Annotated in this window: 18 protein-coding genes and 1 pseudogene; 9 read left to right on the top strand and 10 right to left on the bottom strand. The window is 55.0% G+C overall.

Annotated elements, in window-relative coordinates; all coding sequences use genetic code 11:
* Positions 1-15: 15 nt before the first annotated feature.
* Positions 16-1,458: an McrB family protein gene (locus AC1RME_RS25190; RefSeq protein WP_096822043.1), complete on the top strand. Its 1,443-nt coding sequence runs from the start codon at positions 16-18 to the stop codon at positions 1,456-1,458.
* Positions 1,458-3,191 carry a DUF2357 domain-containing protein gene (locus AC1RME_RS25185; RefSeq protein ID WP_096822044.1) on the top strand — a complete coding sequence of 578 codons (1,734 nt, stop codon included), beginning with the start codon at positions 1,458-1,460 and terminating at the stop codon, positions 3,189-3,191. Before AC1RME_RS25190 ends, AC1RME_RS25185 begins: the two co-directional genes overlap by 1 nt.
* 195 nt (positions 3,192-3,386) lie before the next feature.
* On the opposite strand, the gene AC1RME_RS25180 is transcribed toward AC1RME_RS25185, so the two are convergent.
* Together AC1RME_RS25180 and AC1RME_RS25175 are read right to left on the bottom strand one after the other, a co-directional pair.
* The gene (locus tag AC1RME_RS25180) at positions 3,387-3,950 is read right to left on the bottom strand and encodes a glycoside hydrolase family 19 protein (RefSeq protein ID WP_096822045.1); all 564 of its coding nucleotides are present in this window, start codon (positions 3,948-3,950) and stop codon (positions 3,387-3,389) included.
* 39 nt (positions 3,951-3,989) lie between these two features.
* A pseudogene (locus AC1RME_RS25175) lies at positions 3,990-4,589 on the bottom strand (phage late control D family protein); the annotation flags it as partial.
* 1,050 nt (positions 4,590-5,639) lie between these two features.
* Here AC1RME_RS25175 and AC1RME_RS25170 point away from each other — a divergent pair.
* Together AC1RME_RS25170 and AC1RME_RS25165 are read left to right on the top strand one after the other, a co-directional pair.
* On the top strand, positions 5,640-5,927 hold the full coding sequence (locus AC1RME_RS25170) for a pyocin activator PrtN family protein (RefSeq protein ID WP_096822046.1): 288 nt from the start codon (positions 5,640-5,642) through the stop codon (positions 5,925-5,927).
* Between the two features lie 150 nt (positions 5,928-6,077).
* Positions 6,078-8,168 carry a Z1 domain-containing protein gene (locus tag AC1RME_RS25165; protein ID WP_096822047.1) on the top strand — a complete coding sequence of 697 codons (2,091 nt, stop codon included), beginning with the start codon at positions 6,078-6,080 and terminating at the stop codon, positions 8,166-8,168.
* A gap of 73 nt (positions 8,169-8,241) precedes the next feature.
* On the opposite strand, the gene AC1RME_RS25160 is transcribed toward AC1RME_RS25165, so the two are convergent.
* The gene (locus AC1RME_RS25160; RefSeq protein ID WP_493091890.1) at positions 8,242-9,405 is read right to left on the bottom strand and encodes a tyrosine-type recombinase/integrase; all 1,164 of its coding nucleotides are present in this window, start codon (positions 9,403-9,405) and stop codon (positions 8,242-8,244) included.
* Between the two features lie 102 nt (positions 9,406-9,507).
* Between AC1RME_RS25160 and dusA the strand changes: the two genes are divergently transcribed.
* Positions 9,508-10,527 carry a tRNA dihydrouridine(20/20a) synthase DusA gene (gene dusA / locus AC1RME_RS25155; RefSeq protein ID WP_096822049.1) on the top strand — a complete coding sequence of 340 codons (1,020 nt, stop codon included), beginning with the start codon at positions 9,508-9,510 and terminating at the stop codon, positions 10,525-10,527.
* A gap of 27 nt (positions 10,528-10,554) precedes the next feature.
* Positions 10,555-10,983 (top strand): DUF2388 domain-containing protein, encoded by a 429-nt coding sequence (locus tag AC1RME_RS25150; RefSeq protein ID WP_255261959.1) that lies wholly within the window; start codon positions 10,555-10,557, stop codon positions 10,981-10,983.
* Here AC1RME_RS25150 and AC1RME_RS25145 read toward each other — a convergent pair whose 3' ends face one another.
* Positions 10,984-11,814 carry an undecaprenyl-diphosphate phosphatase gene (locus AC1RME_RS25145; protein WP_493073296.1) on the bottom strand — a complete coding sequence of 277 codons (831 nt, stop codon included), beginning with the start codon at positions 11,812-11,814 and terminating at the stop codon, positions 10,984-10,986.
* A 505-nt stretch (positions 11,815-12,319) separates the two neighbouring features.
* Here AC1RME_RS25145 and AC1RME_RS25140 point away from each other — a divergent pair.
* From AC1RME_RS25140 to AC1RME_RS25130, 3 genes are all read left to right on the top strand, one after another.
* Positions 12,320-13,060: a winged helix-turn-helix domain-containing protein gene (locus AC1RME_RS25140; RefSeq protein ID WP_096822052.1), complete on the top strand. Its 741-nt coding sequence runs from the start codon at positions 12,320-12,322 to the stop codon at positions 13,058-13,060.
* Positions 13,061-13,351: 291 nt separating this feature from the next.
* Positions 13,352-13,993, top strand: coding sequence for a winged helix-turn-helix domain-containing protein (locus AC1RME_RS25135; RefSeq protein WP_096822053.1), 642 nt, complete (start codon positions 13,352-13,354; stop codon positions 13,991-13,993).
* A gap of 383 nt (positions 13,994-14,376) precedes the next feature.
* Positions 14,377-15,771, top strand: a complete 1,395-nt coding sequence (locus tag AC1RME_RS25130; protein WP_096822054.1) for an undecaprenyl-phosphate glucose phosphotransferase — start codon at positions 14,377-14,379, stop codon at positions 15,769-15,771.
* Positions 15,772-16,060: 289 nt separating this feature from the next.
* On the opposite strand, the gene AC1RME_RS25125 is transcribed toward AC1RME_RS25130, so the two are convergent.
* The 6 genes from AC1RME_RS25125 to galE all read right to left on the bottom strand — a co-directional run bounded on the left by AC1RME_RS25125 (position 16,061) and on the right by galE (position 22,259).
* Positions 16,061-18,139, bottom strand: coding sequence for a YjbH domain-containing protein (locus AC1RME_RS25125; protein WP_096822055.1), 2,079 nt, complete (start codon positions 18,137-18,139; stop codon positions 16,061-16,063).
* Entirely contained in the window at positions 18,136-18,900 is a 765-nt protein-coding gene (locus tag AC1RME_RS25120; RefSeq protein ID WP_493073299.1) for a capsule biosynthesis GfcC family protein, read from the bottom strand. The genes AC1RME_RS25125 and AC1RME_RS25120 overlap by 4 nt, the downstream gene beginning before the upstream one ends.
* A complete protein-coding gene (locus tag AC1RME_RS25115; protein WP_493073300.1) occupies positions 18,897-19,562 on the bottom strand; it encodes a YjbF family lipoprotein in 666 nt (221 codons plus the stop codon). The genes AC1RME_RS25120 and AC1RME_RS25115 overlap by 4 nt, the downstream gene beginning before the upstream one ends.
* A 12-nt stretch (positions 19,563-19,574) precedes the next feature.
* Complete coding sequence (locus AC1RME_RS25110; RefSeq protein ID WP_141401799.1) at positions 19,575-20,690, bottom strand: polysaccharide export protein; 1,116 nt, start codon at positions 20,688-20,690, stop codon at positions 19,575-19,577.
* Between the two features lie 89 nt (positions 20,691-20,779).
* On the bottom strand, positions 20,780-21,016 hold the full coding sequence (locus AC1RME_RS25105; protein ID WP_003226528.1) for a hypothetical protein: 237 nt from the start codon (positions 21,014-21,016) through the stop codon (positions 20,780-20,782).
* Between the two features lie 226 nt (positions 21,017-21,242).
* Positions 21,243-22,259, bottom strand: a complete 1,017-nt coding sequence (galE, locus tag AC1RME_RS25100; protein ID WP_493091889.1) for a UDP-glucose 4-epimerase GalE — start codon at positions 22,257-22,259, stop codon at positions 21,243-21,245.
* Positions 22,260-22,574 lie beyond the last annotated feature (315 nt).

The raw sequence follows: 22,574 nt of genomic DNA, 5'->3' as shown, positions 1-22,574 counted from the left end.
ACAAAAGGGTCCTAAATGTCTCTTACCAATGACCAAGTTACAGAGCTGGCGCGCGAAGCCGTAAGAAAAATGTTCGCCGACCATGGTCCCGACTTTAAATTTCCCGCTGATGTGATTTGGCAAAATACGCCTGCAGGCGTTCAAATCCCAAGCACTGCTCGCCCACATCAGCCGAAGCGACTGATGAAGGAAGGGCTATTGGAAAAAACTGGCGCTATGGCTAAAGCCCTGTCTGAAGCGCGTAACGGTAGCTCGACAGCGGAGTATCGATTTGGTCCCAGCCTTGTAAGCCGTATGCCGCCAGAGACACCGCTTCCGCTCGCCAATTTGACTCGGGCCAGTGATTTACTGATTCGTCTCCAATCAAAGATCGAGTCGGAAGGCTATGCATTTTCGGTTGCGGAACTCGCCAACTTTTACCTGGCGATGATGGTGAGCCCGTTGGTGATCCTGTCCGGCATCTCCGGCACAGGCAAGAGTTTGCTGCCACGACAATTCGCAAAACACGCAGGATCCGAGTTCAAACTAGTCCCAGTTCAGCCGCAATGGTCCGATAACAGCGATTTATTCGGATATGTGCCAACCCTTTCTCCCACCGAGTTCATTGAGGGAGCCCTCATTCCCAGCTTGGTAAAAGCCAAAGAAAACCCATCAACCCTTACCATCGCCTTGCTTGACGAGATGAACCTCGCGCCGGTTGAGCACTACTTCAGCGATTTCCTCAGCATTGCGGAAACCCGGCGGCGGGAAGGCGCATCAATCGTTACAGACTTATTGCCGATAGAACTGCCAAAGGTCCCGACAGAACCGCCAAACAAATTCAGTCACCTAGCAAATCTCGGCTTACCCCATAACCTACGCGTCATCGGGACTGCCAACATGGACGAAACGACCCACTCGTTCAGCCCCAAGGTGCTTGACCGCGCGTTCACAATTGAATTCGACGATCCCGACTTAACTTCCTTCGCAAATTACACTGCAACTGGCGAGGAGGATTTTTCGAAGCTTGCTGATCTGATCGTTGACGCCAGAAACCCTCTCTCGATTCAGGAAGCCTATCAAAACAGTCAAGCGCTGTTTGATGAAGTGGCCGGTTTGCTTCAGGAAATTCAGAACATTCTCTCTCCGGCCGGCATTAAGTTCGGCTATCGCACTCGCGACGCCGTGCTGCTGTACTTGCATTTTTGGAAGCAGCTCGGCTTAGAGGATATTGTGAGCGCCGATGCCGCGCTGGACTTCTGCCTACTTCAGAAAGTCCTGCCAAAAATTTCTGGCAGTGGCGAGCAATTGGCAGATGCGCTGTCGGCCCTTACAGATTGGCTCAAGAATCAGCGGACGAGTGATGGCGACGGGCAACCGCTCACCTTCGTTGGGCCATTCACTCGGAGCCAAGAAAAATCGGAGCGCATGGCTAGCCTGCTCGACGTTGACGGTGCGACTCATTACTGGGGTACTTGATGCCACTACTCCTAGAAGCAGAGGGCTTGGGATGGAAGCTGGAAATTGTTGGCAAGCTTCCTGAGCTGCCGCCTTTCATTGCTGTGGTGCCACAATTTTCTATCGCAATAACTGGCCCGTTCTCCTGTTTGCGAACACTGGAGCGCACGTCGCAGCAGTTGGTGCCCACAACTTCAAGTCAATTAATCGAGCCGCTGTTCTTCGAGCAAGTCGCCTACGACATCCATCTAGAAAAGTCGTCGGATGTAAGTGTTGTGCTACCTTCTGGCGCAGAGGCTCGACGTATCCGCCCGAGCTCTGAGCATCACGTTATCAATTTCCGAAATAATGTCGGTTTTGCAGACATCCGCGTAGACACTCCAGACGGTGCTGTAACCCTGCGCCTGGAAGTTTTTTCTCGGAAGATTGACTACCGAACAGACTACCTCTTGATGCGTGACGACGTATCCAAGACCCTTCGCAACCTAGCTATGACGGCCAACGCCAAGAGTTACAGCCTAGCGGCCCCAGATCGAAGCCACAGACCCACGCTGGTGGAATGGTTTGCCTTGCTTAAAGGGCATTTTGAAGAGTTCATTAAGTTGACTAATGCGGTGGCTAGAAAGCCACATAGCGGCTTGACCCGAAAATCGGTTAAGAAAAAAACGGAGCAAGCGCGCAAGCTTTCTCGTCAAACGATCTCCCGGGCATTACGACGAGATAATGGGGGAGCCGCAATTCCTGGGCTGAATGTCGCGCTGCCGCGGAAAATTGATGAAGAGGTGAGTGCGACTACCTTCGATACCCCTGAAAATCGCTATTACAAAGGGTTGTTGAAAGCGACTTATCGAAATGTCCGAGCCCTTTCTCGCATACGTCAAACTGACGACGAGGATGGCGAAAAAGATTCTGAGATGCGCTTTTTTGATTCAATTCGCGCCGAACTGAAGGCCATGGAGCGCCGTTTAGAGGCAGCATTGAAGGCACCATTCCTTGCGGCCGTCGGCGAGGCGACATTGTTACAGCCAAGCTCAATGGTCCTCCACAAGCATCCGGTGTATTCGCGCATCGATAAGATAGCCAGACTATTAAATAGCGGGCTCTCATTTACCGGAAACATAGTTCCAATCGGAGTAAAAGACACCGCATTGCTTTATGAATACTGGTGCTTTTTGAAAATTGTCGAACTGCTGTGCGAGCGATTTGATTTAGAGGAACAAACCGTCGTCAAAGTGAATCGTTTCAGAACCACAATCACGTTGGCGAAGGGTGTCACCACTGCAATGCGATTTTTACATCGCCCGACAAATCAGAAAATCTATATCGTCTACAACAGACTGTTTGGTAGATTGCCTACAATCGCGCAAAAACCTGACAATGTAATTCAAATCACCAGTGATAAACGTTTTTATATATTTGATGCAAAATACCGAATGCAATTCGATAAAGAGTACGTCAACCAATACGGTGGCCCCGGCCCTACTGTCGATGACATTAACACCATGCACCGATATCGGGATGCCATTGCTATCCCGCATCCGATGCGCCCCAACGACTACATAACTGGTGTCGTACAAGGCGCTATTGTGCTGTTTCCACTGCCAGATGAAGAAAGCTACCAATCGCATAAATTCTACAAAAGCATTCCTCAAGTAGAAATTGGCGGACTTCCATTTTTGCCACAATCGACCTCCCTGATGAAAGCCAAGCTTTCGGCAATTATTGATTCTGAGCTTCTATTAGGAGATCGATAACATTGGCCCACACTGCAGTAAAAAATAAAAATTCGCACGATGTTGACGGAAGTATTAAGGGGCACTCTCAGAACAAGCCGCCTAAAGCAAACGGCTCCCAGTTCATGAATTGGGCTTGCCAAGCCACTGCGGCAAAACCACAGGCGACGATGACCAACCCCGCTCCCACGGCGAAAAGCCTTAGCGGCGCAGGTATCAGGTCGACGAAACGCATAACACCGCCCTCGCCCGCTCCCACAGCTGCAATCGATCTGCCAGACCATTCAGGCCGCCATTGATCTTGCGGGTGATCGCTTCAAATTCGTCCCGATCCGCGAGCGCATTTAGGTCGCGCACCCACCAGAACCATGCGGCCGACTCGGCTGCCCATTGCGGTAGTTCCAGCAGTTCCGGCGTGTTCAGCAAACGTTCGTCGCCGAACAACGCCAAGCTGCACCGTAGGTAATTGCTGTGACCGGCGATCTGGATCAGGCCGCGACCGCGATAGCGCTGGCCATCACCATCGGCTTCCGGGGTGTTGCCCAGTTTTACCGCCAGATTACCGGTGTCGTATTTGGCCAGGTACTGCGCGCCGCCCAGCTCACGCACGTACTGCAGCTGGCCGGATTCGTGGCCTACCTGCGCGAGGAACGCCGTCTGGCGTTTCGGTGTGATGATCTGCCGGTGGGCCATGGCGGCGTTTAAAGCAGAAACAAAAACGCCCGCTTGGCAGCGGGCGTTCGGCATGATGCGTTGAAGTTGCTGCTCGGTTATCGGCATTCGCATTGCTCCTGTTTTTTCAGTGTTGTCGTTGGCCACCTATTGATTGAGCTGCACCACCTTCAAACTCTTTGTTTGCTTGATCTGCTTGCCTTTGACCTTGGCTTTACCCTACTTGCCGCCGTTGCACTCGACCGTGGTCGACCAGCCCGACTGGGTGTACACCTGTTCGACCGAATCGGTCAGGTACTCACCGTCAAGCCCGTCCTTGAAGCCTTGGGCGTTGATCGGTCGCTCGGCGAAGATGTCCGTGCGCCCGGACATTTCCAGACGCACACCGGCACCCGAGCGGTTGAACGCCGCCAAGCGAGCTTTAGCCGCGGCTTGGGCGGCGGTTTTGTTGGGATAGATGTGCCGGTCGGTGTGCACCGCCGGCAGACCGTCGGGCACGTCGTCGTTATCCAACGAGACCACCACCAGCTTGCCGTTCTTCTTGTCCTGATGCTTGGTCGCCACGGCCTTGTGCGCGTTGCGATCCCCCAAGTGAAACTGCCAACGACTGACATCATTGCGCGAGACGGTAATCGCACCGAAAGACTTGCCGCTTGCGCTCTGCCCGCCTTGGCGAGGCATTAGCAGCAGCTTGCCTTCGGCCACCTTCGCGGTGCAGTCGTATTGCTTGGCCAGACGGGTGTCGAAGGGACCGCCGCCCATGGCGGCCGCGTTCACCACGTACACTTTCCTGACGCTCCCGTCTTCCAGACCGGCTTGCAGATCACCATCGACGGCGGCCTCTTTGGCGAGCGATGCCACCTTGAGGCCCGTCGCCAGCAGGTCCAAAACGCCGACTTTTTTATCTGCCTGCCCATCCGTTGTGTCGCCACCTTCCGACACGCCCTTGACCGCTGCCACGGCCTTCAGTCCGGTTTCAACCAGGGACAGGGCCTTCCCGACCTTGCCCTTGAGCTCTGCCTCTGGAGCGACACGATCACCTGCTGTCGAGTTGGTGATGAAGACTTTCTGCACCTCATCGGCCTTGCCCTTGCCCTTGCCCTTGCCCTTGCCCTTGCCCTTGCCCTTGCCCTTGCCCTTGCCCAGCGTCCCGCGTGCCAGGTTGAACAGCCCTTTGCCAATCTTGTACGTGCTGACCAACGTCTTCAGCGCCAGAAGCCCACCGGCGACCACACCGGGTGAACTGTCCGACAACGCGGTGATGCCCTTAGTGACTTTGGTCAGTCCCTCGGCCACCGTCTCCGTCACCGGCCGCAGGACATCGCCGGCACTGCGCAGGGCATCGTTCATCGCCTGCGTCGTTTCCGCCCATTTCTGCGACGACTCCCGCCGCTCGGCAAGGTTTTTGTCGAGGATGCCCGACGCTTCACGCGAGTCGTTTTTCAACTGGCTGTACAGCGCCTTGTTCTGCAGGTAGGCCGAGAGTGCTGCGTTGACCTGCATGTCGGCAAACAGATCGCCGGTGCGCATCCGCCACCTGGCGTCATGGATCGACATCAGGGCCTACTCGGCGGACGAGGAGCAGGCAAGGAAATAGACCGATTCAACCCAGCAGAACCAGCAACCCTAAACGGCCGCCACCACCGGCTAACAATAACAACCTGGAGCACACCACATGATTTCAACTCAGATCTGCGCACTGACCGGCTTCATCATTTGCTGCTACCTTCCCTATCGGACGGGCTACCGAGCTGGGTTGGTCGATGGTCCAGCCGAAGGCATCAAGGAAAACGAAGCATGAACACTGTTTATTTATTGATGGCTCAGTATGAAGGGCAGGCGGTCATTCCTTTGCAGCGTGTCTGCGCAGACTACATGCACCTAACCGTAGAGAAGTTCAAACATAAGTGCCTATCAGGCGAAATTGACATTCCCATCATCCGAATGGGAGCTGAAAGCCAAAAAACGTCACTAGGGATCCATCTGAAAGACCTTGCCGACTACATTGATCGGCAGCGTGCCAAAGCAACAAAGGAAAACGATCAGTTGAGGAACAGGAGGCAGAATTTCGCGTCGACCGTGTGACACACGCAAGGCGTACCCGCTCGCATGGGCAATATGCCATCCCTGGGTTGTATTGGGGTGATTGGATCCCTTAGGATCGATTCACCCCTCGACTAATCAAGGACACGAAGCAATCGAGCTTCCTGATTCCAATATAGGGATGGAGTATCAATGCAAAGTTTTTACGGTCGCCTAAGCGCAGAACGCAAGGATAGCAAGCCTCTCACTGATTGCATTCATAATGTAGTCACAAAACTCGCCGCGAGCGGAACGTCTATGGATCAGCCAGGGATGCTCCTAGGTAAGATCCAATCCGGTAAGACTGGTGGATTTCTTGGAATCATTGCCAGAGCATTCGATCATGACTATCAAATTGCACTGGTGCTTACAAAGGGCACAAAAACGCTTGCGCAACAGACAGTAAGCCGAATCAGCAGCGACTTCAAAGCCTTCATTGATGATGAACAAATCATCATATTTGACATCATGAATTTCTCCAAATTAACCAGGCCAGACCTTAAGAAAAAAATAATTATTGTTGCAAAAAAAGAAATAAAAAACCTTGAACGCGTAATAACATTTTTCAACAAACACTCAACACTACTGGATGAGAAAGTATTACTTGTTGATGATGAAGCGGACATGGCAAGTGTGCGCTTTGCAAAAAAGAAAGGACAACCGGACCTAGAGCAGGGCGCAATTGCGTTGCAGTTAGATAATCTGAGGCGACTGGTCCCAAAAATTTCGTTCCTTCAAGTTACCGCCACACCTTACGCCCTGTATCTTCAACCAGAGTCATATGACCCGTTTGTGTATCTCGCCAAAAAGCCGCAATTCACCGAATTACTCCCAATTCACTCAGCTTACGTGGGAGGCGACCATTATTTTGGCGATCACGGCATCAATGACTACAGGAGCAAATTATTTATTGAAGTTCCTGAATCCGAACAAAATGCCCTACGACCGAAACACGCGAAATCTGTAGAAGTTAAGGACATCTGGACCACCGAAAGCATCAGTACATTAAGACGCGCCGTTCTTTCCTTCTTGCTGGGAACAACCATTCGACGCCAGCAGCAAAAGAAAAAAAATGAAAAACAGTCCAAGTACTCGATGATCATTCACAACGACACCCAGCGTACCGCTCACGACTTACAAGAGAAAAACGTAAACAATATAATCACAGCCTTCGAATCCGCTGCCGTGTCTGACACTGTGGAATTCAAAGAATTATATAAGCTGTGCTTAGAGGATCTAGCTGAGTCCGTTCAGTGGCAAAGCGGCGAGACGATCGACAGCGCAACAACGTATAACGAACTAAAGAAATTGCTCGCGGACGGCCATCATTTAGTGCAAGTTGTTAACTCAGACTCACAGGTAGCCTCATTACTGGATCCAGCTACCGCGGAATTACACCTTCGAGTTCATGCGAACATTTTTATCGGCGGAAGCTTGCTGGATCGAGGAATTACCATCCCTTCTCTTATTTCTTTTTTTTACGGAAGAAATCCAAAGAGAATGCAGGCAGACACTGTACTTCAGCATTCACGAATGTACGGAGCCCGACCTGAAAAAGATCTAGCAGTCACTAGATTCTACACATCGCTATCGGTCTTTACGCGATTGAAAATGATTCATCACTCCGACACCGCGCTACGCGATGCGTTTGATGAAAAAGGTGAGCATTCGTCTGTCATTTTTATCGAAAACAATTCTAAATCTGGAATCACCCCTTGCTCTCCAAGCAAGGTTGCGATGAGCGAAGTGATTTCGGTTCGGCCCGCCGGTTATTTGCTCCCTCAAGGTTTTGATACAAAAAACGGTACTACTGCAACTGCAGCTTTAGCCAAACTAGATCACGCACTTGATCAATATAAAGATATAGCCGCTTTTTCTGAGATATCCGTTGAAGACGCGTTAGCCCTTATCTCGACGGCTCAAAAAGCGATTACCCTTGATCCAGCAAGCAAATTTCAGTGGGATGCAATGAGCGGCCTGGCAAGGTATTACAGTAAAAATTCGGGTGGCAAAGTAAAAATCCTGGTTGCTACAAAACGGAAGATTAGCTTTAAATCGAAAGACAAAACCGGCGAATCTATAGTTGGTGCTGGTCCGTTCAGGGACTTGCTGGCAAAAACCAGAACAGAACCAGCATTAGTATTTTTGAGACAGGAAGGTCCTGACTGGAAGGGAAACATGCCATTTTGGTGGCCAGTTCTGGTGGCACCGACCGATACTAGTACTTGTCTCTACGCCTCATGACGACCAGGGGTAGCGGGTTTACCCGCTACCCCTTCAATACAAACCGAAAGCGATTGGATTAAATATCCAATTATCAATTATCGCTCGAAGCTAAGAGGCCGCCCTTCACACGATTGAGCCACCTCCAATCGCTGTAAATCTCTCCCCTCCCTCGGAGATGTGTGTATCTGCGCAGAGAATTCCAATCCCTGTGCCCTGAAACGCTAGACACTCGGGGAATGTCCCAGTCCATCTCGAACAACCGACTCACCCCTTCATGCCGCAAGTCATGGAAATGCAGATCCTCAATGACCAGTAGCGGGCAGGCCCGCGTAAAGGACGCTGACCTGCCGTTATAGGGGAAGATTTCCTTTTCCTTTTCCTTTTCCTTTTCCTTTTCCTTTTCCTTTTCCTTTTCCTTTTCCTTTTCCTTTTTCGGCATGGTCTGGATGATTGCCCAGGCCTCATCCGGTAGATGGCACCACACGTTGTTGCCGATCTTTTGCCCGGGGTTTTTCATGACCCGCACCAGGACCACCTGCCGGGACTCATCCAGGTCCTCCCAACGAATCCGCGTGATCTCCTCTTGCCGGCGCGTCGAGAAGATCGCGAAGGCGATGATCTTCGGCATGTCGATCTGGGCTTTGCGGCGAGTCTGAATCTCGAAGAAATGCACCATCAGCTTGTCCAGCTCTTCCAGCGTAGGCCGACGGTTGCGCTCCTTGCTCTTGCTCACCATACCGAGCTTACGCAACACTTTGCGTGCGTCCGGCATCGCCAGCGGATCGACCTCATAGCCCCAGGCCGGCCGCGCTACCGACAGCACCGCGCCCAGGTGCGACAGATCGTTGCCCACCGTCTGCGCCTGGACTCCACCGCCCGCCTTGCTCATTCGCCATTGCGCGAACTCCACCAGCTTCTGGCTGGTCAGTGCCGAGTCGTCGAGCTCGCCCAACCAGGTGTCCTTGATCGCCTTCAGGGTCGCACTTTTGGTTTTGCCCAGCGGGCGGATCTTTTCGTACTCGTCCAGGTACTGCTCGATCATCTTCTTGATCGTCACGCCCTTGCGGTTCGCACGCTCGATACCACCCGGCTCGGCCAGCTCCGTCTCGCGGCGCTTAATCCAAGCCTGGGCGACCTGCTTGCGGTCGAAGGTCTGGCTTTCCTGATAAACTGTCTTCCCGTCCCGATTGATCCGTATCTGCGCCGTGTAGGCCGTCGAGTTGTCCTTGCGCTTGCGTGATGTAATCGTGCCCATTTCCAGTTGCTACATTGCTGATCTCGCTTGCTACATTTTAGCAACCGACTTCGAAAAACAAGGGAAAATGGGTAAAAACCGCTGTATAAAAGATCAGTATCAATGAATTTTGAAAAACCCAAAACGCCCGTAAACGCTAGCCCAGCCCGCCAAGAGCCTTCGCGCCGCTTCAGCGTCGCGCCGATGATGGATTGGACTGACCGCCATTGCCGGTACTTCCTACGCCTGCTGTCGAAAAACGCCCTGCTCTACACCGAGATGGTCACCACCGGCGCTCTGCTCAACGGCGATCACGAACGCTTCCTTCGTCACAACGAAGCCGAGCATCCGTTGGCTCTGCAACTGGGCGGTAGTGTTCCGCTGGACCTGGCCGCCTGCGCACGTATGGCGCAGGAGCACGGTTATGACGAGGTGAATCTGAACGTTGGCTGCCCGAGTGATCGGGTGCAGAACAATATGATCGGTGCGTGCCTGATGGGGCATCCGCAGTTGGTGGCGGATTGTGTGAAGGCGATGCGTGATGCGGTGTCGATTCCGGTGACGGTGAAGCATCGGATCGGGATCAACGGGCGGGACAGTTATGAGGAGCTGTGTGATTTCGTCGGTACGGTGCGGGATGCCGGGTGCACGAGTTTTACGGTGCATGCGCGGATCGCGATTCTGGAGGGGTTGTCGCCGAAGGAGAACCGTGACATTCCGCCGCTGCGTTATGACGTGGCGGCGCGGTTGAAGGCGGATTTTCCGGAGCTTGAGTTCATTCTGAACGGCGGGATCAAGACGATGGAGGCCTGCCATGAGCATTTGCAGACCTTTGACGGTGTGATGCTGGGCCGTGAGGCTTATCACAATCCGTATCTGCTGGCCGAGGTGGATCAGCAGTTGTTCGGCAGTTCAGCGCCGGTGATCACTCGCGCCGAGGCGTTGGCGCAGCTGCGGCCTTATATTGCCGAGCATCTGGCGACCGGCGGGGCGATGCATCACATCACGCGCCATGTGCTGGGCCTGGGCACCGGTTTCCCGGGGGCGCGCAAGTTTCGGCAGTTGTTGTCGGTGGATATCCACAAGGCCAAGGATCCGTTGGCGTTGCTGGATCAGGCGGCGGAGTTGCTGGCGGGTCGTTGATCGAGGCGTTGAATGTGCGGGCAACGAATGACCGTTGCCCGCGGCTGTAATTCTTTTGATGTACTGACAGGATGTCTTTTGTTTATGCCCACATTGAATTTCCCTGGCTTCAAGCGCTGCACCCTCCTTGCCTTGTTTTGCATCACTTCCAATGTTCAGGCCCACTGCGACGGGCTGTGTCTGGGTAACACCGATACGCCATGGGAGGTGACCAAGCTGTCTGGTTTCACGCTTGTCTCTTTGCTGCTCACGCCCTTTACGGCCTCGCAAGAAACCACCGAAAGCCATAAACGCGTTTACTCCGCCGAGGAGCTGGAAGACGCGCGACTCTACCTCGCCAGCGACGGCATGCTGAAGGCTGCGTATTTCACGTCAGCCTTGCAGCGTTTTCGTCAGGAATCGCCTGATACGGAGTTGAGCGACCTCGCCGTCGCGGCGCTGATCAGCAGTCAGTGATCAGGCAGTCGCTTCCGTCCAGTTCACCCAGCCAAACACCCACGTCGCCAGGATCAGCAAGCCAAACGCGATCCGGTACCAGGCAAACGCGGCGTAGCTGTGGTTCGCAATGAACTTGAGCAAGCCGCGTACAGCGATCATCGCGAACACGAACGCGGTGACGAAGCCCAGGGCGAACACAGGCAAGTCGCCCGCCTGGAACAGTTCCCGGTACTTGTAGCCTGAGTACACCGCCGCGCCGACCATGGTTGGCATCGCCAGGAAGAACGAGAACTCCGTGGCGGCCTTACGCGACAGGCCGAACAGCAAGCCGCCGATGATGGTGGAGCCGGAGCGCGAAGTACCCGGAATCATCGCCAGGCACTGTACGAAACCGATCTTCAACGCGTCGGACCAGGCCATGTCGTCGACGTGCTCGACGCTCACCACATGATCCCGACGTTCGGCCCACAACATCACGATACCGCCCACCACCAGTGCGACAGCGACGGTGATCGGGTTAAACAAGTAATGATGAATGGCATCGGCGAATAACACGCCCAGGACGACCGCCGGGAAGAATGCGATCATCAAATTAAGCGTGAATCGTTGCGCATTGCGCTGGGTCGGCAGGCCTTTGACGATTTCGAAGATCTTCGGGCGAAACTCCCAGACGACGGCAAGAATGGCACCCAGTTGAATAATGATGTTGAACGCCATGGCGCGTTCGCCACCAAAATCGAGCAAGTCGGCAACGATAATCTGGTGGCCCGTACTGGAGATGGGCAAGAACTCGGTGAGACCTTCTACCGCACCTAAAATCAACACCTTGAACAAGGTCAGTAAATCCATTAATCCTCCGTCAGAACGCTCGTAAAGAGCGCCCGGTCAACTGCATTCAGGCATTGGGTATCTGAAGTTAAACAATTGGTAGATCCAGACCCATTGCCCGACTCGGTGACGGAGAATATGTCTTATCAAAAGACACACTCAAGCCATGTTAATAATCGTCCGTCTGTGAACTTGTTCTCTTAGTAGCAAAAAAAGCCCTCACGCCCTAAAATGTGACCCACCTCACATTCTCCAGTTTCAAGTCACGATCAATAGTGGCCATAGGACATAAAACAGGTCGCCATAGTTACAAAATAGTGGCACCATTGCACATCGCCACCATCTAACGGCCTTCGCTTCGTTAGTTCACAGCCCCGAGAAAATCAACTAAAAGCTTGAAATGCTTAACTATTGTTAGAAAACTCGGGAGCCACGTCTAAAAACCGCGTAAATGTTACCAATTGTCAGTCACAGATGAGAACCGGTGCTTTAACATCCCGATGTCAGCACTTTTTCGAGTCAACGCATCATGCTTACAGGGAACTTGGCGACTAGCAGCCCACACCGGACAAACAACGAGCCAGGCGTTCTCACTCTGGCCCGTACCCGTGCTGTGGCTGAACATTTTAGAGCGTTGATCGCGCAGCATGTGCAGACCGATCTGGTTCTAGAGGCCAACTCCTTCACTAGTTCATATCAGCAAAATGAATATCACGGCTCATATCGAGCCATCTTCATCATCATCGACACTCCCCAGGCACTCGAAGACAATCTGGCGCGGGTGGAAAACCTGCGTGCCGACAACTTGAAGCCGATCATTTGCGCGGTCATTACAGGGCGAGGCGCCTACAGCAAGATCAAATACCATCTTGCGGGGGCGGACTTCTGTATCAAGCTCAATACGCTTGCCGACGAAGGCGCCGAGTTGTTCGGTGAGTTCTTCAGCAGTGAAGAATGGCTCAGGGATATAGACCTGGTGCTGGACCCGACCCGTATTTGCCTGTCGGACACCAGCAAGAAACTGGACATTTCCTTTGCCGAAATGAAGATTCTGGAAGCGTTTGCGCAGACCAGTAATCACATACTCAGCCATGATGAAATCGCCAGCATCATGGGGCTCAACAGCAATTTCTACGATCCCCGGGCACTGGAAAAATCCATCAGCCGCTTGCGTGGGAAAATCAAGGACGTGTACGGTACGAACGCCATACAGAGCATTCGCGGGTATGGCTACCGCCTGATGAGGGGGTTGATCTCGACCGCCTGAGTCAGGAAATCATCATTTGCAGCATACGAGGGAACGTCTGATGCAACGCTATGAAAATCCAACGTCTCACCGCTTTATCCGCAATATCTATCCAATAAAAAGCTGTCAATTGAATGAGCGCTGCAACACTTAAACATAACAATAAATCATTACTCTAAAAGCAGACCAAGTGGAACTTATCGCGGCCATAATTGGGCCCAGACCCTGCCTGTCGATTATTTCCGAGCGCGTTATTACTCGTCTGCCGAATACCTTTTAGCCATATTTGGTGCGTTATTTCAGGAGAGAGACATGGAAACCAGTACAACCCTCCCAAGAAAATATTTTGTTGTCGTGACGAACAATTCCGCGTCGCAGCGCGAACTCGAGAGCATTCTCTCCAGTGAGCGTTTCAATTCGTTTGGTACGTCTCAGGCACAGATGTTTGTTGAAGGTGTTGCTTCGCCCTCTTCCACTCCCACGCTGATGGAGTTCACTTACCCACGCGGCACAAGGAAAAGCGTCGCTCGCAGTATTGAACATGATACCCAGCGAATATTGGCCACCCTCGAGTCCGAATGGCTGGCTGCACAATCTACTCATTCATTCCAGAACACCCAGGCCATAACGTCGGACGTCAATGACACTTCCCGGCCGGTCACAGAAGCCTGGCATCTTGATAACGATCAAGGCGTACTCGTCCGGGAGGATATAGAGATCAGTCTCACCGGCCTCGAAACCGCACTGGTCAGGAAAATGCTGCACCATGAAGAACGCGTTGTCAGTCGCGACGATCTGATTCTCAGCATCGGTCGGGAACCGGAACAATATCGCGGTCTGGAGATGTGCCTGAGCCGTCTTCAAGACAAATTCAAAAGTGCCAGTAACGGTGAGCGACTGTTTCGCGCTGTCCGTAATCGCGGTTATTGCCTGATCCAGGAAGTTATTGCCTAAGCACAGCCTTCCCATCAATGAACAGAAGCAAGTGCAATTACAAAAATAAAAAAGCACTTTGCTTGGTTTAACCCTCCTTTGTCAGTAATGCCTCCCTCCTCACCCTTCCTACGATAGCAAACACAACAGGGATTATTAACCCTCCGCCCTTCGACCTTTTCTAACGTTTGATATTCTTCAATTCAAATGATTGGCACATTGCCATCTTGTTAGAACTCGTCAGACAGCTTCTTCCCCAATAACTTAGTCTATTGATTGACGACAGTTCGGCATACCGATGTTGTTACCTCAGAACATGGGCACCTAAAACAAAAACAAATCTGCTTAACAACTCGGATTTCAACTGTCGAAACCTGAATGGAAGTCTTTTGGGGATATCGCATATGGATCTCACTCTACGTATCAACCGAAACACGGGCCTCAAGGGACTTACCTTCTGGGGCCAATGGGCACTGGCACAGTGCTTTATTGTTTCACTGTTATTTATATTGGCTGAGCAGCACACGGGAACGGTCGAGTTCTATTACCGGATGTGCACCATGCTGGCGGTGTTGGCCTCGGTTCCGGCTTATACCTTCAGCGGCGCTTACCGAAAGCGAGACAACTACCTGACCGGTCTGGGACGGCTGTTCATGGGCTGGTCGATGACGATGGCCGGGCTGACGTTCATCGCGTTCATCTGCAAGGCCGATGAGCTGTTTTCGCGCCAGGTGATCCTTGACTGGGCGGTGTACGGCTTCCTCGGACAAGCGTTGCTGTATGCACCGCTGCATGCGTTCTCCAAGTACTACCAGCGCTCGCGCAAAAGCGAGCACAAGACCCTGATTGTAGGGACGGGCGAACTGGCCCTGGGCCTGGCGAAAAAGCTCAGCGAACACGAAAACCTGCCGTTGGTAGGCCTGGTCAGCAACGGCACCCTGCCCGCTCTGGACGCAGACGCTCCGCGCATCGTCGGCGATCAGGAAAACCTGCTGGAACTGATCAAACGTCACGACATCCGTCGCCTGTACATCACGCTGTCGCTGTCCGAAGCGGCGAAGATCGAAGCGATGTATGTCGATCTGCTGGATGCCAACGTGGACGTGGTCTGGGTGCCGGATCTGAACAGCCTGACGCTGCTCAATCACTCGGTAAAAGTCGTGGACGGCCTGCCGGCGATTTACCTCAATGAAAGCCCGCTGACCAGCCGCCCTACCGCTGCCCTGAGCAAGAGCCTGATGGAGAAAAGCGTCGCGCTGCTGGCGATCATCCTGTTGAGCCCGGTGCTGCTGCTTATCTCGCTGGCGGTGAAGCTCAGCTCGCCGGGCCCGGTGTTCTTCAAGCAGGATCGCCATGGCTGGAACGGCAAGGTGATTCAGGTCTGGAAGTTCCGCTCGATGCGCGTCCACGATGACCGCGACGTCAAACAGGCCAGCCGCAACGATTCGCGCATCACCGCCGTCGGGCGCTTCATCCGCCGCACTTCGCTGGACGAACTGCCGCAACTGTTCAACGTGCTGCAAGGCCACATGGCACTGGTTGGCCCTCGCCCGCACGCCGTGGCGCACAACAACTACTACTCGGGGAAAATCCTCGCCTACATGGCGCGCCATCGAATCAAACCGGGCATCACTGGCCTGGCGCAGATCAGCGGCTGCCGGGGTGAGACCGACACCCTCGACAAAATGGAAAAGCGTGTCGAGATCGACCTCAAGTACATCAACAACTGGTCGCTGTGGCTGGACGTGAAGATCCTGGTGAAGACGCCGTTTACCCTGTTGTCGAAGGATATTTACTGAGACGCAGAGCTGCAGAAAGCAACACCGCAAGGGGACGAAAGTCCCCTTTTTTGTGGGCGGGACTTGGGGGTTGGCGGGCAGCTTGCGAGCACGCTGGGGCAGTTGAATTGATGCCGACCGGACTGACGCCAATCGCGAGCAGGCTCGCTCCCACAAGGTTCCGGGCAATGCTGAAGATCAGGCATTACCCAATAACCTGTGGCAACGGTGGAAGGATCAACAAAGGCATCCACCACAAACAAAAACGGGAGCCGAAGGGCTCCCATTTTGGCTTTCCGGTCTCCCGGACTTACTCAGTAATCTTCCCAAAGTTGCGATAGAACATGTCGTCCTCACGGCTATCGGTCATCGAGTGCAGCTGGAAGCTGCGATTGAGCCTCGCACCACCGTCACGGGTCAGCGGCGCCCAGACCAGGTTGGCCCGGCGCATGGTCGACATGCTCATCATCTCGTCGAACGGAATGGACAGGTAAATGCCCTTGTCGAAACTACCTTCGCCGTATTCCGTACTGCCGGCGGTGGTGATGGTCGCCCAGGCACCGAAGCGCACACCGTTGGAAAACTCTCGCGAGATATCCAGCGTGCCGCCAAAGTCGCCCGCCAGATAGCGCCCGACGCTGACCGCCGCGAGCGTTTCGTAAGGCAAGTCGGTGTAACCGGTGATATGGCCGGTCAGCACCGAATAATCACGCAGGTCGAAACCCTGGTCGAATTCGCGCTGACGCACGTAGTTCAGGTCCGCACCGATCGCCCAGCGCTCCCCGGTCGGACGGAACAGCACCTCGCCGCCGACACCCGCGAACATCGATTCCAGATAACCGCCGTAGACCATGCCATACAGATCTTTGTCCAGTTGCTCGGCGTGGCTGACCTGAAATAACGGCATGGTGGTTTCGGAGGTCGTCAGGTACTGGCGCAAATCCGTACGCACACGCGGCAGACCGCTGGGTGCGTCGTATTTGAACTTGTCGAAGTTGTTCGCCAGGTTCTGGCTGAGCATGCCGCTCCACCAGGTGTTGCGGTTGAAGCGGAACTCGGCGTCGAGGTCGGCACTGAATTGATAGAGCAAACCATCCGGGCCGCCGACGTTCTGCTTGAAGCCCAGACCGGCGCCATAACTGAAGTGCTGCGGCGCCTGGGTGTAGAGCGTCTTCTCGTTGTGCGGCATCGCCGGGTTGACCTCGGTGGTGCGGTGCAACGTTTGCAGCGGCTCCTCGTTGTTGATCACTTCGCGGAAGGTCTGGCGCGGCACGCTGGTTTCTTCCAGCGGCAGGTCATAGCGCTTGTTGACCACGGTGAACCAGTTGATGTCGTCGTTGACGCTGTTGTCCAGAATCCGGCTCGCACGGCCGACAGCCTTGGCCGAATGAAAATAACGCTGCTGCTCGCCGTACACGATCAGCTCGGAGTCTCGCTGAGTGATGCGCTCGACCTGATAGCCCGCGTTCTGCTGCAAGCGTTGCGATACGTTGGCCCAGTCGACCTGATCCGGCGCCGTGGTCGGTGCTTTCACTGGCAACGGTTCCGGCGGCGGATCGAAGGTCTTCGCCGGGGCTTTGCGGCTGACGAAATTGGTGTGGAACGTGACGCCGAACATGGCCGTATTACCGCGTTCCCACGCCGCGCTCACGTCGAGGGAGTCGGTCACTTTGAACACCGCGCCAAGGTTGATCGGCGAGTCCTGCTTGATCACGTTGTCCTTCGGTTCGTGCTTGTAGTCGTTGCCTTCGTATTCGAGTTTCAGGCTCAGGCGATCCCATGGCGTCTGGTAACTCACACCGCCGAAGAACGATGGCTGGCCGCGAAAATACGAGCCGGCATTGACGTCACCGGTGCCTTCCATCGCCGGCCGGGTCTTGAAGCGATCGTCGAGATAGCCCAACGGGTTGTCGACATCTCCGCGATTGCCGATGTAACCCCAGGCAATGCCGGCGCTGAAATCCAGGTTGTCGAAGCGCTTGTTGGCCACCAGGAATTCACTGGCGAACAAACCCGTACCGCCGACGTCTCGGAAGCCCAATGCGATATCGGGCGCCCAATGGGTTTCTTCCCAGAGCCGGACTTTGACGTCGACCGCCTTGTCCTTATAGCTCTGGTTGCCGCTCATCGACTCCGGGCCGTAAGGGCGGTTGGTGATGGCGGTGTAGCGAAACGAGCCTTCGAGCCAGTCCAGCGGCTGCAACGAAACGCTGTAGCGGCTGTAAGGCTCGGTGCGGTTGGCGTTGACGCTCAACTCGCCGGCCGGGGCCATGCGCGCGGTGGGCGTCTGCAACAGACCGGTGCCACCAAAATCGCCCTGGGTAATGCGCGGCTCGGCATGGGCCAGGCCGCACGGCAATAACAACACAGCTGCAAAACGCAAATTCAACGAACCACCTCAGCCAACTGCGTGGCAATAAATTCGGCCAACTGCTGATTCAGTTCAGGGATAGGCGGATCAAGATCATCGTTTTTCAAGGGCACCAGAATCTTGCTGCCGGCAACGGGAAACTGCCCGCTCTCACGATTCCAATGGGCAATGCCGACGCGCCGCGAAACGCCGTTGGGCTGGATCAGCCACAGGTAATCGGCGTCGGCATCGTCCTCCAGCAGCACGCAGCTGCTGAGGTATTCACGGGCCTCGAGCAACGGCTGATAAGGCAGCCGGCAGGTTCCGGCGACGGCGCCGAGTACTTGCACTTCATCGACCCGCTGCGGGTAGATCAGCCGATCGCCGTCGTCCAGACGGATGTTGCGGGCGAACCCGACTTCCAGCGCCACCGGGTCCAGATCCGCGATCTGGCGCCCGGTGACCGGCATCTGCCGCACGTCCTCGGCCATGCGCACCGCCAGGGCTTTGCGGCTCGGTCGATCGAACAAATCGGCCATGCGTTGCAACACGTCCAGGTCGAACAGCACGCCGACCTTGAGCCGGGTCTGCTGCTCCAGCAGGGACTGACGCAGCAACTCCCCCGCCAGCCAATAACCTTCGGCATTCGGTACGGCGACGCTGATCACATCGGTCAATCGTCCACCTGCCGGCAACTCGACCGGCCCCGGGTTGGCGACGTCGCCGCTGACGGTCACCGCTGCCTGGCTTGCGCCGGCGAGCAACATCAAACTCGCCGACAGAACCCTCAAGCACTTCATGGCACGTGCCTGCGATCAGGGGTCAGCTGCACGATCTTCACTCGCAGTTGCGAGGTCAGTTGCTGCTCACTCTGCACAATGAAACCGTCAACCGGATCGACCCAGTAACGGTTGGTCGCCCGCAGGCCGATGGCCGGGACGTCGATACGCTCATCGACACGCAGCACGGCGTATTCCTTGTTGAGAATCTTCAGGGTTTCCATGGATTTTCGGGTGAAGCGGCTGTTGACGATCAGCCCGACTTCCTGGCCCTTGTAAAGATCGATCCAGCGCTGACTGGTGTCGCCATCGGCAACGTTGTGCAGACCGCGCTTGAACGGCGACGCATCGGACAGCCGCGTGCCGTCCAGATCGCCTTCCGCACCGAGGCCGATGGTGCGCACGGCGAGACCGTCGCGCAGCAGCAGAACCTGTTTGCCGGAGGCGACCCAGAACTGCAGGTCTTCACGCTCGCGCACCAGTGCCAATACCCCGGAGCCGGAAGGCGTGGTCAGTTTGAGTTGCGGGTAGTTGACCTCGGCCACCTGGGCCGGCGTCACGTCGATATCATCCGGGCCGACTACCGCCGACTTGAGGTTGGTCACCGACGCGACCATCAACGGGTTGCAGCCACACAGCAACAAGGCCGCCATCAGGCAGACGCCAACTTTCAACGTATTCACAGTCGGCCGGCCTTATTTGCTGTTGTTGGTGAATTCGCTCCAGTTCTTCGCAGCGGAAGCACCCGTTCCGACAATCGATGCCGACGGCACCAACTGGCTGATCAGACGGTTCCAGCGAGTCACGTTGGCAGGCCCTACATAAACGACGTCCTGCGGGCGCACTTCGAAGTGTGTGGCGAGGACCATGGCGGTGGGAGATTCGGCTTCCAGTTGATAGATTTTCGCCGGCTCGACATCGAGGTTTTCCACCCCGCGAATGACGTACACGGCGTTGCCGTTGGCGGTGGTCTGGCTCAGGCCACCGACCGAGCCGAGCACGTCGGACAGGTTCATGGTCGCGGTCTTGAAGCTCAGGGCGCGCGGCTGGTTGACCTCACCCATCACGTAGATGCGCTTGTTGTCGTTGTACGGCAGATACAGTTTGTCGCCACCCTGAAGGTAGACGTTCTGCAACTCGGAATCCTGCTGGTTGAGGTTATCCAGATTCAGCGGATAGACCCGTCCGTTGCGCGTCAGCAACAGCCCGGACAAGTCGGCATTGTTGGTGTCGATGCCCGCCGAACCGAGGGCTTCGACCACACTCAGCGGGTTGGTGGAAATCGCTTGCGGGCCGGCCTTGGCGACGGCGCCGGTGACCACGACCTTCTGACTGGCGAAGCGCAGCACGGCAACATCCACTTGCGGCTCGGCGATGAATGCCGACAGCCGTTGTTCGATGTCGTCGCGCAGTTGCTGGATGGTCCGGCCGGCGGCCTGGACTTCCTTGATATACGGGTAATACAGCGTACCGTCGGAGCGCACCAGGCGACCGTTGGCGTCGATCTGCTGCTGCGCGCCCGACGGCGCGGTCAGCTCGGGATGATCCCAGACCGTGATGTACAGCACGTCGTTGTTGCCGATGCGGTATTCGGCAGGCGTCGCCAGCAACTCCGTGGGCACTGACTCACGCTTCTGCGTGGCCCGGTTCATGGAGATCAGCTTGGGCGTGATCGGAATCAACTCGACCCGGCTGCTTTCACTGGCGCCCTGGCGGGTGATGCCAAAGGTGCTCAAGTGTTGACCGGGGGAAAACATGCAACCTTGCAGAGCGAGACTTGCCAGCATTAAAAGAGAAAAACTACGAGTCATAATGGCACTACGCTATTCAAGGGCGAATCCAAAACAAAGTCACCCGACTTTCGTCGGGCGACCTTGTACTGCACCAACAGTTACTTCAGTTAGTTGTGCGTGCCGGTTGTACCGGTGGTACCGGTGGTACCCGTTGTACCGCCGTTGGCACTTCCACCACTGTTGGACGCCGCTACGGCACTGGCGACCATTGCAGTACTGGCAGCAGGCGCTGTAGAAGCCGCGACACTGCCCGATACATTGGTCACCGCAGTAAGCGGCGCTTCAGCTGCGGATGCCCAGTTGCTCAACATCGTCAACAAGGCAATCGCCATCACTTTTTTCATATCAACTCCTTTCTAACATTGCACCGTTACACCGGGTGTTTCGTTAGAGGTGGTAGAGTTCAAGTCGCAAAAAGCGCGAACAAGATCCGCTGTTCTTTCACAGTCAGACTCAACTGATAAAGTCGAACGGCAGGTTATATCTACGGACTTGCAAAAGGCATTGCCAGTGTAATTTCCCGACGATATCTAACAACCTGACCGAAAATAACATTGGACTAAATGGCCATCATTCCAGGTAACCCTTGGGATGATTCGACTGCCAGCGCCAAGTGTCGGTAACCATGTCCTGCAAGTTGCGTGTGGCTTTCCAGCCCAGTTCCTTTTCCGCTTTGGAAGCGTCAGCCCAACTCTCGGCAATATCGCCCGAACGCCGTGGCATCACCCGAAATGGCACCGGCTTGCCGCACGCCTGTTCGAAGGCTCGCAGCACTTGCATCACGCTGTAACCATCGCCGGTGCCGAGGTTCCAGGTATGAATGCCGGTGCGCCCGTCGATGGCCTGCAAGGCCTTCAGGTGACCGTCCGCCAGGTCGACGACGTGGATGTAATCGCGCACGCCGGTGCCGTCTGCCGTGGGGTAATCGTCACCGAAGACCGACAACTCCTGCAGGCTTCCGACCGCGACCTGGCTGATGTAAGGCAGCAGGTTATTGGGGATGCCGCTCGGGTCTTCGCCCATGTGGCCACTGTCGTGGGCGCCGATCGGGTTGAAGTAACGCAGCAGCGCGATACTCCAGCGCGGCTCGGCCAGGCTCAGGTCGCGCAGCACATTTTCGACAATCAGCTTGGATTGGCCGTAGGGATTGGTCGGGATGCCCGTAGGGAAATCCTCGCGGATCGGCATCTGCTCAGGCTCGCCGTACACCGTGGCCGAGGAGCTGAACACCAGCCGGAACACCCCTGCCGCTGCCATCGCCTGGCACAGCGTAATGCTGCCGCTGACGTTGGTTTCGTAATACTCGAGCGGCTTGCGCACGCTCTCGCCGACCGCCTTGAGGCCGGCGAAATGCAGGACGGCGTCGATCGAATGCTGCTGGAATATCCGGTCCAGCAACGCCCGGTCGCACACATCGCCGCGGACCATCACTGCACTTTTGCCGCAAATGCCTTCCACTGCATGCAGTGCCGCATCGCTGCTGTTGCAAAGATTATCCAGAACAACAACTTCATAACCTGCTTCAAGCAATGCAAGTGTGGTGTGCGAGCCGATATACCCGGCGCCACCCGTTACCAGAATCTTCATAGCGCGGTCCATAGTGGGGAAAGTGTCAACTAGCGTGTCAAGCCCCATTTGTTTAATGTGTGTCTTGCTTCACACAAACAAGGCGACAACAATCCAAAACAAAAACAGTTCCATCGCTGACCAAAAATATTCTTAAAGGCCAAACTGTATTGCCCGGTACTTATTAGCACTCTCGCACTTTCACCACTATCGACAGATACCGACTAAAAATAACTGTTATTTATCAAGCCGACATCTAATAACATTACCCCGCTTTACACTAAGCTAACATTGCCACTTACAACCTGACTCAGGTATTAAAGTACAGCTTCATCA

Source organism: Pseudomonas sp. GW822-FHT03F08, from assembly GCF_058801265.1.
The sequence above is the reverse complement of the archived record's forward strand: the minus strand, read 5'-3'. Positions and strand labels throughout refer to the sequence as shown.

Coding starts and splice junctions, on each gene's coding strand:
- AC1RME_RS25190 (WP_096822043.1), top strand. CDS start 16: ATGTCTCTTACCAATGACCAAGTTACAGAGCTGGCGCGCGAAGCCGTA.
- AC1RME_RS25185 (WP_096822044.1), top strand. CDS start 1,458: ATGCCACTACTCCTAGAAGCAGAGGGCTTGGGATGGAAGCTGGAAATT.
- AC1RME_RS25180 (WP_096822045.1), bottom strand. CDS start 3,950: ATGCCGATAACCGAGCAGCAACTTCAACGCATCATGCCGAACGCCCGC.
- AC1RME_RS25170 (WP_096822046.1), top strand. CDS start 5,640: ATGAACACTGTTTATTTATTGATGGCTCAGTATGAAGGGCAGGCGGTC.
- AC1RME_RS25165 (WP_096822047.1), top strand. CDS start 6,078: ATGCAAAGTTTTTACGGTCGCCTAAGCGCAGAACGCAAGGATAGCAAG.
- AC1RME_RS25160 (WP_493091890.1), bottom strand. CDS start 9,405: ATGGGCACGATTACATCACGCAAGCGCAAGGACAACTCGACGGCCTAC.
- dusA (WP_096822049.1), top strand. CDS start 9,508: ATGAATTTTGAAAAACCCAAAACGCCCGTAAACGCTAGCCCAGCCCGC.
- AC1RME_RS25150 (WP_255261959.1), top strand. CDS start 10,555: ATGACCGTTGCCCGCGGCTGTAATTCTTTTGATGTACTGACAGGATGT.
- AC1RME_RS25145 (WP_493073296.1), bottom strand. CDS start 11,814: ATGGATTTACTGACCTTGTTCAAGGTGTTGATTTTAGGTGCGGTAGAA.
- AC1RME_RS25135 (WP_096822053.1), top strand. CDS start 13,352: ATGGAAACCAGTACAACCCTCCCAAGAAAATATTTTGTTGTCGTGACG.
- AC1RME_RS25130 (WP_096822054.1), top strand. CDS start 14,377: ATGGATCTCACTCTACGTATCAACCGAAACACGGGCCTCAAGGGACTT.
- AC1RME_RS25120 (WP_493073299.1), bottom strand. CDS start 18,900: ATGAAGTGCTTGAGGGTTCTGTCGGCGAGTTTGATGTTGCTCGCCGGC.
- AC1RME_RS25110 (WP_141401799.1), bottom strand. CDS start 20,690: ATGACTCGTAGTTTTTCTCTTTTAATGCTGGCAAGTCTCGCTCTGCAA.
- AC1RME_RS25105 (WP_003226528.1), bottom strand. CDS start 21,016: ATGAAAAAAGTGATGGCGATTGCCTTGTTGACGATGTTGAGCAACTGG.
- galE (WP_493091889.1), bottom strand. CDS start 22,259: ATGAAGATTCTGGTAACGGGTGGCGCCGGGTATATCGGCTCGCACACC.